Annotated in this window: 14 protein-coding genes; 2 read left to right on the forward strand and 12 right to left on the reverse strand. The window is 68.1% G+C overall.

From position 1 onward, the window contains the following. Positions 1-7: 7 nt before the first annotated feature. The 8 genes from CDO81_RS08345 to CDO81_RS08380 all read right to left on the reverse strand — a co-directional run bounded on the left by CDO81_RS08345 (position 8) and on the right by CDO81_RS08380 (position 7383). Positions 8-613 carry a methylamine utilization protein gene (locus tag CDO81_RS08345; protein ID WP_088482717.1) on the reverse strand — a complete coding sequence of 202 codons (606 nt, stop codon included), beginning with the start codon at positions 611-613 and terminating at the stop codon, positions 8-10. A gap of 45 nt (positions 614-658) precedes the next feature. After that, positions 659-1729: a DNA polymerase III subunit delta gene (gene holA / locus CDO81_RS08350; protein ID WP_088482718.1), complete on the reverse strand. Its 1071-nt coding sequence runs from the start codon at positions 1727-1729 to the stop codon at positions 659-661. Positions 1730-1835: 106 nt separating this feature from the next. Next, complete coding sequence (locus CDO81_RS08355; protein WP_088482719.1) at positions 1836-2321, reverse strand: LPS-assembly lipoprotein LptE; 486 nt, start codon at positions 2319-2321, stop codon at positions 1836-1838. Continuing rightward, positions 2321-4951 (reverse strand): leucine--tRNA ligase, encoded by a 2631-nt coding sequence (gene leuS / locus CDO81_RS08360; protein WP_088482720.1) that lies wholly within the window; start codon positions 4949-4951, stop codon positions 2321-2323. The genes CDO81_RS08355 and leuS overlap by 1 nt, the downstream gene beginning before the upstream one ends. Positions 4952-4990: 39 nt before the next feature. Next, positions 4991-5416 (reverse strand): ExbD/TolR family protein, encoded by a 426-nt coding sequence (locus CDO81_RS08365; RefSeq protein ID WP_088482721.1) that lies wholly within the window; start codon positions 5414-5416, stop codon positions 4991-4993. Beyond that, positions 5416-6072, reverse strand: coding sequence for a MotA/TolQ/ExbB proton channel family protein (locus CDO81_RS08370; RefSeq protein WP_088482722.1), 657 nt, complete (start codon positions 6070-6072; stop codon positions 5416-5418). The genes CDO81_RS08365 and CDO81_RS08370 overlap by 1 nt, the downstream gene beginning before the upstream one ends. Position 6073: 1 nt before the next feature. Then, positions 6074-6811 carry a 4-hydroxy-tetrahydrodipicolinate reductase gene (gene dapB, locus CDO81_RS08375; RefSeq protein WP_088482723.1) on the reverse strand — a complete coding sequence of 246 codons (738 nt, stop codon included), beginning with the start codon at positions 6809-6811 and terminating at the stop codon, positions 6074-6076. Beyond that, on the reverse strand, positions 6811-7383 hold the full coding sequence (locus tag CDO81_RS08380; protein ID WP_088482724.1) for an outer membrane protein assembly factor BamE: 573 nt from the start codon (positions 7381-7383) through the stop codon (positions 6811-6813). Before CDO81_RS08380 ends, dapB begins: the two co-directional genes overlap by 1 nt. A gap of 115 nt (positions 7384-7498) precedes the next feature. Between CDO81_RS08380 and fur the strand changes: the two genes are divergently transcribed. Further along, positions 7499-7939 carry a ferric iron uptake transcriptional regulator gene (gene fur, locus CDO81_RS08385; protein WP_088482725.1) on the forward strand — a complete coding sequence of 147 codons (441 nt, stop codon included), beginning with the start codon at positions 7499-7501 and terminating at the stop codon, positions 7937-7939. A 19-nt stretch (positions 7940-7958) separates the two neighbouring features. Here the strand turns inward: fur and CDO81_RS08390 are convergent, their stop codons facing one another. The 4 genes from CDO81_RS08390 to hpf form a co-directional block, all read right to left on the reverse strand. Continuing rightward, positions 7959-9374, reverse strand: a complete 1416-nt coding sequence (locus CDO81_RS08390) for a nicotinate phosphoribosyltransferase (protein WP_088482726.1) — start codon at positions 9372-9374, stop codon at positions 7959-7961. A 52-nt stretch (positions 9375-9426) separates the two neighbouring features. Then, entirely contained in the window at positions 9427-10383 is a 957-nt protein-coding gene (gene hprK / locus CDO81_RS08395; protein ID WP_088482727.1) for an HPr(Ser) kinase/phosphatase, read from the reverse strand. A 133-nt stretch (positions 10384-10516) separates the two neighbouring features. Continuing rightward, the gene (locus tag CDO81_RS08400; RefSeq protein WP_088482728.1) at positions 10517-10987 is read right to left on the reverse strand and encodes a PTS sugar transporter subunit IIA; all 471 of its coding nucleotides are present in this window, start codon (positions 10985-10987) and stop codon (positions 10517-10519) included. Positions 10988-11227: 240 nt separating this feature from the next. Continuing rightward, complete coding sequence (gene hpf / locus CDO81_RS08405; RefSeq protein ID WP_088482729.1) at positions 11228-11569, reverse strand: ribosome hibernation-promoting factor, HPF/YfiA family; 342 nt, start codon at positions 11567-11569, stop codon at positions 11228-11230. A gap of 423 nt (positions 11570-11992) precedes the next feature. Between hpf and corA the strand changes: the two genes are divergently transcribed. Beyond that, complete coding sequence (gene corA, locus CDO81_RS08410; RefSeq protein ID WP_088482730.1) at positions 11993-12982, forward strand: magnesium/cobalt transporter CorA; 990 nt, start codon at positions 11993-11995, stop codon at positions 12980-12982. Positions 12983-13008: the final 26 nt, after the last annotated feature.

A 13008-nucleotide genomic window follows, 5' to 3' on the forward strand; every position in this document is an offset into this window, starting at 1 on the left:
GCTGCGTTCACTCCGCCAGCGTCAGCGTGAGCGCGCCGCCAGCCGCCGGCACCTCGAGCCTGAGCGCCTGCAGCGTGGGCGACTTCTGGCCTGCGTGCCAGGCCTTGACCGCATGTTCGCCCGGCGGCAGGTCGAAGCTGGCCTGGCCCTTGTCGTCGGTGCGGGCAAAGGTGGGCGTGTCCACGACCACCACGTGGGCGCTCATGCGGTCGTGGATGTTGCAGCCCAGGGCGGCCACGCCGGGCTTGTCGAAGACCACCGGCTCGGCCGGCGTGCCGGAATAGAGCTTGATGTCGATGACCTTGATCGGCGAGAACGAGTAGACGTGATGCCGCACCGTGTCGAAGTTCGGGAAGCTCACGGCCGTGCCGGTCTGCACCACCAGCAGCTGCGGTGTGAACTGGCGGTCGCGCTGGCCCATTTCGGCCTTGGCGCTGCTGGTCTTGCCGGTGCGGCCCTTGACCTCGATGGCCACGGCGGCGCCCGCCAGGGGCTGGCCGCCCGGGCCCCGCAGCTGCACCATCACGGGCACCGCATGGGCTGCCGTGCCCGCCAGGGCCAGCAGCAAGGCGACGGTGGCGGGGCGGCGGAGGCGTGTGCGGTGGGGCGTCATGTGGGGCAGGCGTCTGGGCACCCTCGACGTTAGCCCGAATCGGCCTCAACGTCCCGTGAGAACTGCGCCAGTTTTGCCACTTGCGGCTTCGCCGATCATCATCGCCAGGCGGCGCAGGGCGGCCCAGGGGTCAGAGGGCCAGTCAGGGTGGCGCAGCCCCTTGACGAGGCCATCGCACACCTGGGCGGCCTGCACCAGCGCGCCGGCCTGCGCACTGTCCAGCCGCGGCGCGATGCGCTCGATCAGGCGCTCCTTGGCGCCCCACACCCGGGCTTCGCGCAGCGCCAGGGGCAGGGGCTTGCCGGCATCCAGCGCGGCGCGCACGCGGGCCAGGGCGCGGGCGTCTTCGGCCAGCGTCCAGTGCACCAGCACGGCAGCCTCGCCTTCGGCCTCCAGGCCGTCGAGCATGCGCAGCATGCGCGGCACCGCGCCGGAGAGCACCGCCTCGCTGAGCTTGAACACGTCGAAGCGCGCCACGTCCAGCACCGCAGCCTCGATTTGCTCCAGCGTCAATTCGCCCTTGGGATGCAGGAGGGCCAGCTTCTGCAGCTCCTGGTGGGCGGCCAGCAGGTTGCCTTCCACCCGGTCGGCGAAGAAGGTCAGGGCCTTCTGCCCGTCTTCCCCTTCCGGCACGGACTGCCCCTGGGCCTTCAGTCGCTGGGCCAGCCAGGCCGGCAGCAGGCGGCGCTCCACCGGCTCCACGCGCACGGACACGCCGTTGCCGTCCAGTGCCAGGAACCAGGCGCTGGACAGCTGGGTCTTGTCCAGCCGCGGCAGCGTGACGAGGGTCAGCACATCGTCGGGTGCGGCCTCGGCATAGCGCTGCAGGGCCTCTGAGCCGTCCTTGCCGGGCTTGCCCGTCGGGATGCGGATCTCGATGAACTGCCGCTCGGCGAAGAGGCTCATGGCCTGCGCTGCCGCGAGCACCGGCGCCCAGTCGAAGTAGGCGCCCGTGACGGTGAAGATCTGCCGCTCACCGAAGCCCTGCGCGCGGGCGGCGGCACGGATCTGGTCGGCCGCCTCCTGCGCGAGCAGCGGCTCGTCGCCATGCACGGTGTAGATACGGGCCAGGCCCTTGGCCAGGTGGGGGCCGAGCGATTCGGGACGCAATTGCATGGGTCAGCGACCTGGAACACAGCCACGGAGGCACACAGGCACAGAGGCCGCGGGAAGGCGCCCTCTCTGAGTCTCTGTGTCTCTGTGGCGGTGTTGGGTTTTCATGTCATCCCGGAAGGCGCACGGCCGCCAGGCGGCGCATGACCTGCGCGATGGCGTCGGAGTGCATCGCGTTGTAGAGGTTGGTGGCCTCCTGCTCCTTGGCCAGGGCCGCGGTTTCGGTGTAGTTCATGTCGCGCGACAGGCGCAGCTCCACCTTGGGCACCAGCAGCTCGCCACTGGCCGTGCGGATCAGGTAGTCGAACTGCAGGCGCAGCTGCCATTCACGCACCTGGCCCACGCTGGTGGAGGCCACCACCGTGCGGTCGCGGTACTCGTGCAGCGCCTCCAGCACGACCTCGGCGCGGGCCGGGTCGTCGAGCAACTGCACCGGCGTGCGCTTGATCTGGCGCTTCAGGCCCAGGGCCAGCGGGGAGTCCGCCGGGAAGCCGGTCAGCGCCAGGGTCTTGAACGGCAGCACGGGCTCATGGCGCAGCTCGAAGCCGCAGCCGGCCAGGGCCGTCAGGCCGAGAAGGGCGGCACGCCTTTTCATCAGACGACCACGTTCACGAGGCGGCCCGGCACGATGACGACCTTCTTGGGCGCCTTGCCTTCGCTGAACTTGGCGAACTCCTCGGTCGCCAGCGCGGCGGCCTCGATGGCGGCCTTGTCGGCGCTGGCCGGCACCTTCACCGCGCCGCGCAGCTTGCCGTTGACCTGCAGCATCAGCTCGATCTCGTCCTGCACCAGCGCGGCCTCGTCGACCGTGGGCCAGGGCGCGTCGAGCAGGTCGCCATGCTCGGCGGCAAAGCCGAGGTCCTGCCAGAGCTGGTGGGCGATGTGCGGCGTGGCCGGGTAGAGCACGCGCAGCAGCACCGAGAAGCCGTCGCGCACGGCGGCCGCCTGGCCTTCGGCCTTGAACCCCTCCAGCGCATTGAGCAGCTTCATCGCGCCGGAGACGACGGTGTTGTACTGCATGCGCTCGTAGTCGTAGCTGACCTGCTTGAGCACGTTGTGCACCTCGCGGCGCAGGGCCTTGCCGTCGCCGTTCAGCGCCCCGAAGTCGCTGCCGCCCGTCTTGATGGCTGCCGCGTTGCGCACGCCGAAGTTCCACACACGCTTCAGGAAGCGGTGCGCGCCTTCGACGGCCGCGTCGTTCCACTCCAGCGTCTGCTCCGGCGGGCTGGCGAACATCACGAACAGGCGGGCCGTGTCGGCGCCGTACTGGTCGATGAGAGCCTGCGGGTCCACGCCGTTGTTCTTGGACTTCGACATGGTCGTCATCTCGTACTCGAGACGCGTGCCGTCCTTCTTGAGCGTCGCGCCGACGATGCCGCCCTTGTCGTCGTGGATGACGTCGATCTCGTGGTCCCAGTAGTAGTCCTTGCCGCCGCCCTCGGGCTTGTGGAAGAACGCGCCCTTGAGCACCATGCCTTGCGTCAGCAGCTTCTCGAAGGGCTCGGACACGTCCACCAGCTTCAGGTCGCGCATGACCTTGGTCCAGAAGCGCGCGTACAGCAGGTGCAGGATGGCGTGCTCGATGCCGCCGATGTACTGGTTCATCGGCATCCAGTACTTCGTGCCCGCGCCGACCATCGCCTGGTCGTTCGTCGGGTCGCAATAGCGCATGAAGTACCAGGACGAGTCCACGAAGGTGTCCATCGTGTCCGTCTCGCGGCGCGCAGGCTTGCCGCATTGCGGGCACGCGACGTTCAGGAAGTCGGCGCGCTTGTTCAGCGGGTTGCCGCTGCCGTCCGGGATGCAGTCTTCCGGCAGCACGACAGGCAGGTCTTTCTCGGGCACGGGCACCACGCCGCAATCGTCGCAATGGATGATCGGGATCGGCGTGCCCCAGTAGCGCTGGCGGCTGATGCCCCAGTCGCGCAGGCGCCAGGTGGTCTTCTTCTCGCCCAGGCCCTGGGCGCCGAGCAGTTCGGCGACCTTGTCCACCGCCGCCTTGTGGCCCAGGCCGTCCAGCGCGCCGGAGTTGACGCACACGCCGCGTGTCTTGTCGCCGTACCACTCGGCCCAGGCGTCGGTCGTGAAGGTCTCGCCGTCCACCGCCACGACGGGCTTGATCTCGATGCCGTACTTCTTCGCAAACGCGAAGTCGCGCTCGTCATGCGCCGGCACGCCCATCACCGCGCCGTCGCCGTAGCTCATCAGCACATAGTTGCCAACCCACACCGGCACTTGCGCGCCGGTCAGCGGGTGGGTGACGAACAGGCCCGTGGGCACGCCCTTCTTGTCCTGCGTGGCGAGCTCGGCCTCGGTCGTGCCGCCGGCCTTGCATTCCTCGATGAAGGCCGCGACTTCGGGCTTGTCCTTGGCTGCAATGGTGGCCAGCGGATGCTCGGGCGCCACGGCGCAGAAGGTCACGCCCATGATGGTGTCGGCGCGGGTCGTGAACACCCACAGCCGTCCGCCGCCGCCCTCGATGCTGTGCGGGAAGGCGAAGCGCACGCCCTGGCTCTTGCCGATCCAGTTCTCCTGCATCAGCCGCACGCGCTCGGGCCAGCCGGAGAGGTAGTTGGGGTCTTCCGGGTTGGCAACGGCCGACAGCAGCTCCTCGGCGTACTGCGTGATCTTCAGGTAGTAGCCCGGGATCTCGCGCTTCTCGACCAGCGCGCCGGAGCGCCAGCCGCGGCCGTCGATGACCTGCTCGTTGGCCAGCACGGTCTGGTCCACCGGGTCCCAGTTGACGACCTGGGTGCGGCGCTCGGCGATGCCGGCCTCCAGCATCTTCAGGAACAGCCACTGGTTCCACTTGTAGTAGCTGGGCTGGCAGGTCGCGACCTCGCGGCTCCAGTCGATGGCCAGGCCCATGGCCTGCATCTGGCCCTTCATGTGGGCGATGTTCGAGTACGTCCACTGGGCCGGCGGCACCTTGCCCTTCATCGCGGCGTTCTCGGCCGGCAGGCCGAAGGCGTCCCAGCCCATGGGCATGAGGACGTTGTAGCCCTTCATGCGCAGCTGGCGGGCCAGCATGTCGTTGATCGTGTAGTTGCGCACATGGCCCATGTGCAGCTTGCCGCTGGGGTAGGGCAGCATGGAGCAGGCGTAGAAGTGCGGCTTGCTCGCGTCCTCGGACACGCGGTAGGCATCCCGCTCGGCCCAGTAGGCCCGGGCGGCGGCTTCGATCTCGGTGGGGTTGTAGCTGGGCGCTTCGATGGGGGCGTTCATGCCGAAATTGTAGGGGCCGCCCCCGCGGCCGCCCTTCGCTCAGGGCGCAGACGCGGCGGCCTGCGCGACGAAGGCGATGCGGCTCAGGCCGGCGGCCTGCACCCAGCCGATCAGTTCAGCCACCCGGCCGTAGGGCACGTTGCGATCGGCCCGCAACTGCACTTCCATCTGCGGGTTGGCGCGGCCGAGTTCCGCCACGCGCTGCTGGAAGGTGGCCGCATCCAGCGCGTCATCACCGAGATGCAGGCTGCCGTCGGGGGCGATGGCCACGGCGATGAAGGTCGGCGCGTCGCTCGGCGTGGCGGCTTCGCTCTTGGGCAGGTCCAGCCGCAGCGAGGCGGTCATCAGCGGCGCGGTGATCATGAAGATGACCAGCAGCACCAGCATCACGTCGATGAGCGGCGTCATGTTGATGTCGCTCATCGGCCGCGAGCCTTCGGGCTTCTCGAGGCGACCGAAGGCCATCAGCGGGCCCCGGAGGTGTCGTGCAGCAGTTCGCGCAGGTCGTGCGCGAAGCCTTCGAGGTCGGCCTCGCAGGCGGCGACCCGCTTGCCGAACACGTTGTAGGCCAGCACCGCCGGGATGGCCACGGCCAGGCCGGCCGCCGTCATGATGAGGGCCTCGCCGACCGGGCCGGAGATCTTCTCGATCGTGATGTTGCCGCTGGCCGCGATGCTCACCAGGGCGTGATAGATGCCCCAGACGGTGCCGAACAGGCCCACGAAGGGCGCCGTGGCGCCAATGGAAGCGAGCATGACCTGGCCGAACTGCAGGCGCGCCAGCACGCCGTGCAGTGCGTCGCGCAGGCGGCGTGTCAGTCGGCTTTCCTGTCGGCCGGCGGCCTCCAGGGTGGCTGTGCGGGTGTCGGCCGTGGCGGCCTCCAGCAGCGGCAGCAGCACGGCTTCGGTGTCGAAGTTCTGCAGCGCCGCGCGACCTTCGCTGATGCCCGCGGCCGCCCAGAAGGCCGGCACGGCGCGCAGCATGCCGCGGCGGGCGCGGCTCAGCAGCCAGGCTTTCCAGAGGATCAGGGCCCAGGCGCTGACCGACATGGCCAGCAGGATCAGCGCAACGGCGCGACCGATGAGGTCGCTCTGGGCCCAGAACGCCGAGAAGCCGCCCATGTCAGCGAGCGAACCCAAGCACGTCGTTCATGCCGAACAGCCCCGTGCGCTGGCCCGCCAGGAAGCGTGCCGCGCGCAGGCTGCCCTGGGCATAGATGCCGCGGTTGCTGGCCTTGTGGCTGATCTCGATGCGCTCGCCCGTGCCGGCGAAGAGCACCGTGTGGTCACCGATGATGTCGCCACCCCGCACGGTGGCAAAGCCGATGGTGGACGGGTCGCGCACGCCGGTCACGCCTTCGCGGCCGTAGACGGCGCATTGCTTCAGGTCGCGGCCCAGCGCGTCGGCGACGACCTGGCCCATCTGCAGCGCGGTGCCGCTGGGGGCGTCGACCTTCATGCGGTGGTGCGCCTCGATGATCTCGATGTCGAAGCCCTCGTTCATGGCGCGGGCGGCCAGGTCGAGCAGCTTGAGCACCACATTGACGCCCACGCTCATGTTGGGCGCGAAGACGATGGCGGTGCGCTCGGCAAACCGGGCGATCTCGGCCTTCTGGGCGTCATCGAAGCCGGTGGTGCCCACGACGGCCTTCACGCCCAGGTCGGCGCACACGGCCAGGTGGGCCAGCGTGGCCTCGGGGCGGGTGAAGTCGATCATCACATCCGCGCCCGTGAGGCCGGTGCGGACGTCATCGCCCTTGTCCAGGGTGACGTGCAGGGTGCAGTCTTCTGCCGCCTCGACGGCCTCGATCAGCATCTTGCCCATGCGCCCGGAGGCGCCCATGACGGCGACCTTCAGCATCACGAACCCGACTTCGGCAGCGTCGCATCCAGCGGCGGGTAGACACGGCCGGGCGCCGGGCCTTCGGCGGCGGCGGTGGGCGCGGTCTCGGCGCTGCGCTTGGGCGGCGGCAGGGCGCTGCGCTCGGCTTCGGTCAGCTCCAGCTTGGGTTCCTTCTTGCTGGGCTTGAAGGTGTTGATGGCGGCCACGAAGTCGTTCTCGGCCGGCAGGTCGTCGGGCACCGTCAGCGACTTGAGCTTGTCGCCCTCAAACAGGGCCACGACGAGACGCTTCTGCGGTGCCGTCCCTTGGCGGTTGATGGTGAAGACGTAATCCCAGCGCGACTCGTGGAAGACGTCGGTCAGCAACGGCGAGCCCAGCAGGTCACGCACCTGGGCCTTGGGCATGCCCGGCTTGACGCGGGCGACCATCTCCTTGGTCAGCACATTGCCCTGCACGACTTCAACGCGGTAGGGCGTCACCAGGCCCAGCACCTTTTCGCCGGTCACGGTGGGCAGGGAGTCCCAGGTGGGGAGATACGAGCAACCGCCGAGCAGCGCAAGCAGCGGGAAAGAGGCAAGCAAGGGACGCATCGGGCGGCTGGCGGGGAGCGCAGAGTGACGGGAGGAACGCCAGCCGAAGCGTCGGCTGGCTATGATCGGGCGGATTCTAGCGGGGGCCTCTGCCGGCTTTCCGCGCCCCAGCGCCATGCCCTCTTCACCCAAGAACCAGACCCACGACATCAAGAACAGCGGCCTCAAGGCGACGCTGCCGCGCATCAAGATCCTCGAGATCTTCCAGCGCTCGGCCCAGCGCCACATGACGGCCGAAGATGTCTACAAGGCCCTGCTCGGCGAAGGCGCCGACATCGGCCTGGCCACGGTCTACCGGGTACTGCAGCAGTTCGAGCAGGCCGGCCTGCTCAGCCGCAACCATTTCGAGACCGGCAAGGCGGTCTACGAACTCAACGAGGGCCATCACCACGATCACCTCGTCTGCCTGAACTGCGGCAAGGTCGAGGAGTTCTACGACGCGGACATCGAGGAGCGCCAGCACGCCATCGCGCGGGAGCGTGGTTTCGCGCTGCAGGAGCATTCGCTGGCGCTGTACGCCGCCTGCGTGAAGACCGACTGCCCCAACCGCAGCTGAGCGGGCAGCCTCGCGGCGCTCAGTCGCGTGCTGCGCGGGCGCGGATGGCGGCGAAGCTGTCGTCCACCAGCAGCCGGCCGTCCTCGTACACGGTGCGCAGGGCCTCTGTGGCGCCAGCGGCGAGCGCCTCCTGGCAGCCGGGCGAATCCAGCCGCACCGTGGCATAGGCGCCGTCCTGTTGCAGCAGCGTCAGGCGGCCGGCCTTGCTGCGCTTGGCCGGGTCGGTGACCGGCGCCTTGAAGACATCCCGCCACTGGCCGTCGATCTGCACGGCCGAGGCCTTCATCGCGAAGCCCAGCGTGTCGCGGCTGACCTGCTGCAGCAGTGCGCCGCCCTGACCGAACGCGATGTTGTCGGCCGAGTAGCCCGCGCCTTCGAGCGCCGCCAGGATGCTGGCGATGGACGCGCGCGTGATGCCGTCGCCCTGGATGACGCGCACTTGGCGCAGCACCTTGAAGCCCTTGGCATTGGTGTCGCTGCCGAACGCCGCGTCCAGTGACTGCACGGTGCGCAGCACGACGGTGGTCGGGTCGCCACTGTCGGGGCGGATGACGACCGTGGCCCCGCTGGCGATGACCGCTTCGCGCAGCTCGCCGCCCCAGAGCCGCGTGACGGCGGCATCGAGGTCGTAGGAATCGGACACCACCGCCAGGATGGCGCCGGGCTTGCCGAACTGCCGCAGCATGTTGCGGTAGGCCTCGGCCTCACCCTCGCGGCCCCAGGCGGTGATGGTGCTGTGCTCGGCCGCCGGGATGGAGAAGCCGGCCATCGGCTCGCCGTAATAGGTGCGGGCACCCAGCAGGGCCGTCAGGGTGTCGGTGCCCTGGAAGTTCACCAGATGCGCCATGCCGCCGAGCAGGGCCGACTCCAGCGACGACACGCCGCGGGCGCCAAAGTCGTGCAGCTTGAAGGGCAGGCCGGCGGCATCACCCGTGCGCGCGAGCGCCTCACCAATCAGCCGGCGCGTGGCGTGGCTGTGCGTGGCCACCGTGGTCGGGTACCAGACGCGCAGCAGGGCGGTCTCGACATAGCTGGTGAGCCAGCCGCAGTCCGGATCCGTGTTCTCCACGGTCACCAGGGCATGGTGGACGGGCACGACCGTGCCTTCGGGCACCGCGCGGATGCGCAGCGGCAGGCGGCCGCCGTGGGCGTTCACGATGTGCAGCCAGCCTTCGCGATGAAAGGGCACCCCGTGGGCTGCGCACACGTCGGCAGCGAGCGCGACGTCGTCAGCGGTCACGGGCTTGCAGAAGTACTCCTTCAGCAGCGCCTGAAGGCCGAAGAACACCGTGTAGGGCAGGCTGCCGCCGCGCGCCTCGATGTAGCTGAAGACGGTCTGGGTGCCAGGCGGGTATTGCAGCCAGTGGCTGGTCTTGTAGCTGTCCGTGTTCAGCACGAGCAGCCGGGCGATGTCGCTGAAGCCAGTCAAGGCCATGGGGGTTCCGTTTTACGCAGTGCGGATGTGCGGGCCGTGCCGCACCGCAGCTTCAATCCAACGAGCCGTTGTCGATGGCGCGCTGGTGGCGCTCGACGAACTCCTTGTAGGTGTCGATGCCGCGCAGCTGCAGGATGGTGTTGCGCACGGCCGCCTCCACCAGCACCGCGAGGTTGCGGCCGGCGTCCACCGCGATGACGACCTTGCGCACCGGCATGCCGAGCACGTCTTCATAGAGCGGCTCGTAGGGCAGGCGTTCGAAGTCGCGCTCCATCGTCTCCTTGCGCACCAGATGCACGATGAGCTTCAGGCGCATCTTGCGGCGCACGGCGGTCTCGCCAAAGATGGCCTTGATGTCCAGCAGGCCGATGCCGCGCACCTCCAGCAGGTTCAGCAGCAGCTCGGGGCAGCGGCCTTCGATGGCGGTCTGGGCGATGCGGAAGAAGTCGACCGCGTCGTCCGCCACCAGCCCGTGGCCGCGTGAGATGAGTTCCAGGCCGAGTTCGCTCTTGCCCAGGCCCGATTCACCCGTCAGCAGTACACCGAGGCCCAGGATGTCCATGAACACGCCGTGGCGCGTCGTGCGATTGGCGAAGAGCTGGGACAGGTAGCCGCGCACCAGGTCGATGACGTGACCCGCGGACTCGGCGGTGCGGAACAGCGGGATCTCGGCGCGGTCGCACATGGCCACCAGGCGGGGTGGTGGCACGCTGTCATCGGCCACGATGAGGACGGGCGGCTCCAGCGTGACGATCCGCGAGATGCGCCGGTCCTGGATGTCGGTGCTTTCCTGGCTGAGGTAGGCCACCTCGCGCCGGCCCACGATCTGGACGCGGTAGGGGTGGATGTAGTTCAGGTAGCCGACCAGGTCAGCGGCGCTCTGCGCATCGCGCACGGCGGCTTCGTCGAAGCGGCGCTCCGGGTGGGCGTGGCCGGCGATCCACTCCCAGCGAAGGGCCTCGCGGTGTTCCTCAAACAGCCGCTCGGCGCTGATGGACGTCGGTTTCATGGTGCCCCTCGCCCGGCGGGTACGCCGGTCGGTCCCCCGCGGGGACGGCGATGCCCGCAGCATCGAGCTGCGAGCACATCGCCTGACGGGCCGGCTTGGGAGCGGCCCGGCGCTCGGCCCAACGCGACCCGCATCAAGCGACCGACTTCAGCGGCTCCCAGGCCGCGATCAGCTTGAACAGGGTGGCGGCGTCCGGCTCGGCCTTGAGCTGCTCGCGCAGTTCGCGGTCAGACAGCATCTCGGCGATCTCGGACAGGATTTCCAGGTGGCGCTGGGTGGCGGCCTCGGGCACGAGCAGGAAGATCAGCAGGCTGACCGGCTCGTCGTCCGGCGCATCGAAACCGATGGGCTGGGCCAGTCGCAACACGGCGGCCAGCGGGTTCTTCAGGCCCTTGACCCGGCCATGCGGGATGGCGACGCCGTGGCCCAGACCGGTCGAACCCAGCCGTTCGCGGGCGAACAGGTTGTCGGTGACCAGCGCCCGGGCCATCTGGTGGTGGTTCTCGAACAGCAGACCTGCGTGTTCGAAGGCGCGCTTCTTGCTGGACGCATCCACATTCACCAGCACGTTGTCGGCGGGCAGGATGGCGGCGAGACGGTTCATGGGCGGAGGCCTGGCTTCGGGGGCGCCTGGGGGCGCGGCCGTGGCTGGGCAGGTGGGTCATTCAGAGTCGCAGATTATGGAACCGTGGACCGTTTTGGGGTGGGCGAGAGACCCTAGACCCGTGCAAAACCTGTCCGCCCACCCCCGAATGCGTGTTTTTGCGGCACCGCAGCAACAAGCGATTGCACATCGCAAAAACAAAAGCGGCCCGCAGGCCGCCGTGAGATGAGGCACTCAGCCTCAGGGCGCTGGCACCTCAAGGCGCTTGGCCGAGGCGTGGTGGTGATCCTGCACCTTGTCCTTGTGACGGCAGACCTGGCGGTCGAGCTTGTCCATCAGCTGGTCGATGGCGGCGTACAGGTCTTCGTGCGACTGCTCGACGAAGATGTCGCGGCCCTTGACGTGTAGCGTCACTTCAGCGCGCTGGCGGCGGTCCTTCTCCTTTTGCTTCTCAACGGTCAGCAGGACGTTGATGTCAACGACCTGGTCGAAGTGGCGGGTCACACGGTCCAGCTTCGTGAGTACGTACTCGCGCAGCGCTGGCGTGACTTCGAGATGATGGCCACTGATCGTCAGATTCATAAAGCCTCCTTTCAGAGGGTTGGGTCCAGAAAACAGACCGGGAAAACAGAGAAAACCAAACGAAGGGGGAGGAGGAGGGAGGGGTCTTTTCGGGTAGCGGAGTGGAGGGGGAGTGGGGAAATTGACGAGCCCAGTTTGCGCGCGAAGCGGGCGCATGACAAGGGGATGACGGTGAACCTTTGTGCCGGTCTGGTTCAAGTTTTTGTGCCTTCTTTCACGTGCATCACGGTGCAATAATCCGCGGCTATTCCCCCCTCGGAGAGCCACTTGGACAGCGATCACCCTCGGTGACCGTCCGCTCCTGCCGCTCGGGCCTGCACATTGCATGAGGCCCGCCGCCCGGAGTGAGACGGTTGACCTGAACCCCACCACACCGGACGGCGCACCGTCGTCCTCCCCGCTTGTCGCTGCCGGAGACGAGGCATGCTGAATGTGTTCACGCTGGACAACGGACGCCTGAAGGGCGGTCTGTTCCAGGAAGAAATCGAAACCGCCGAGGACCTGGCCCTGTCGCGACCCATCTGGGTCGACCTCGAAAGCCCCAGCCAGGAAGAAAAGGGCTGGATTCGCGACCGCTTCGGGCTGACCATCCCGGAAGACATCGTCGACGAAGACCTGGAAGAGTCGGCCCGCTTCTACGAGGAAGACAACGGTGAGCTGCACATCCGCTCCGACTTCCTGATCGAGGGCGACGAGCAGCCCGACGGCAAGCCGGCCCGCAACGTGCGCGTGGCCTTCATCCTCTACAACAACGTGCTGTTCTCGATCCACAACGAGGACCTGCCGGTGTTCCGCCTGCTGCGCCTGCGGGCCCGCCGCATCCCGGCGCTGATCGAAGACGCCAAGGACGTGCTGCTCAAGCTCTACGACGCCGACGCGGAGTACTCCGCCGACGTGCTCGAAGGCATCTACGACAAGCTGGAGGCCGTGAGCGCCCGCGTGCTGAAGAGCGACGTGACCGACGCCGAAGCCGGCGAGGTGCTGGCTGCCATCGCCCGCGAGGAAGACTTGAACGGCCGTATTCGCCGCAACGTGATGGACACACGCCGGGCGGTGAGTTTCATGATGCGCAGCCGCATGCTGAATGCCGAGCAGTTCGAGGAGTCGCGCCAGATCCTGCGCGACATCGACTCGCTGGACTCGCACACGGCGTTCCTGTTCGACAAGATCAACTTCCTGATGGACGCCACGGTCGGCTTCATCAACATCAACCAGAACAAGATCATCAAGATCTTCTCGGTGGCCAGCGTGGCGCTGCTGCCGCCGACGCTGATCGCGTCGATCTACGGCATGAACTTCAAGAACATGCCCGAGCTGGAGCAGGCCTGGGGCTATCCGTTCGCACTCGGCCTGATGCTCGTGTCGGTGGCCGCCCCCTTCATCTACTTCCGCCGCAAGGGTTGGTTGAAATAGCCCCCCCTCAACAAGGGTCGGCCGTG

Source organism: Roseateles puraquae, from assembly GCF_002205845.1.
Lineage (GTDB): Bacteria > Pseudomonadota > Gammaproteobacteria > Burkholderiales > Burkholderiaceae_C > Pelomonas > Pelomonas puraquae.

Bases quoted from the DNA above. Each gene is read 5' to 3' on its own strand.
- CDO81_RS08370 (WP_088482722.1), bottom strand. From the start codon at position 6,072: ATGGGCGGCTTCTCGGCGTTCTGGGCCCAGAGCGACCTCATCGGTCGC.
- CDO81_RS08365 (WP_088482721.1), bottom strand. From the start codon at position 5,416: ATGGCCTTCGGTCGCCTCGAGAAGCCCGAAGGCTCGCGGCCGATGAGC.
- holA (WP_088482718.1), bottom strand. From the start codon at position 1,729: ATGCAATTGCGTCCCGAATCGCTCGGCCCCCACCTGGCCAAGGGCCTG.
- CDO81_RS08345 (WP_088482717.1), bottom strand. From the start codon at position 613: ATGACGCCCCACCGCACACGCCTCCGCCGCCCCGCCACCGTCGCCTTG.
- CDO81_RS08355 (WP_088482719.1), bottom strand. From the start codon at position 2,321: ATGAAAAGGCGTGCCGCCCTTCTCGGCCTGACGGCCCTGGCCGGCTGC.
- CDO81_RS08390 (WP_088482726.1), bottom strand. From the start codon at position 9,374: ATGGCCTTGACTGGCTTCAGCGACATCGCCCGGCTGCTCGTGCTGAAC.
- hprK (WP_088482727.1), bottom strand. From the start codon at position 10,383: ATGAAACCGACGTCCATCAGCGCCGAGCGGCTGTTTGAGGAACACCGC.
- fur (WP_088482725.1), top strand. From the start codon at position 7,499: ATGCCCTCTTCACCCAAGAACCAGACCCACGACATCAAGAACAGCGGC.
- dapB (WP_088482723.1), bottom strand. From the start codon at position 6,811: ATGCTGAAGGTCGCCGTCATGGGCGCCTCCGGGCGCATGGGCAAGATG.
- leuS (WP_088482720.1), bottom strand. From the start codon at position 4,951: ATGAACGCCCCCATCGAAGCGCCCAGCTACAACCCCACCGAGATCGAA.
- CDO81_RS08380 (WP_088482724.1), bottom strand. From the start codon at position 7,383: ATGCGTCCCTTGCTTGCCTCTTTCCCGCTGCTTGCGCTGCTCGGCGGT.
- CDO81_RS08400 (WP_088482728.1), bottom strand. From the start codon at position 10,987: ATGAACCGTCTCGCCGCCATCCTGCCCGCCGACAACGTGCTGGTGAAT.
- hpf (WP_088482729.1), bottom strand. From the start codon at position 11,569: ATGAATCTGACGATCAGTGGCCATCATCTCGAAGTCACGCCAGCGCTG.
- corA (WP_088482730.1), top strand. From the start codon at position 11,993: ATGCTGAATGTGTTCACGCTGGACAACGGACGCCTGAAGGGCGGTCTG.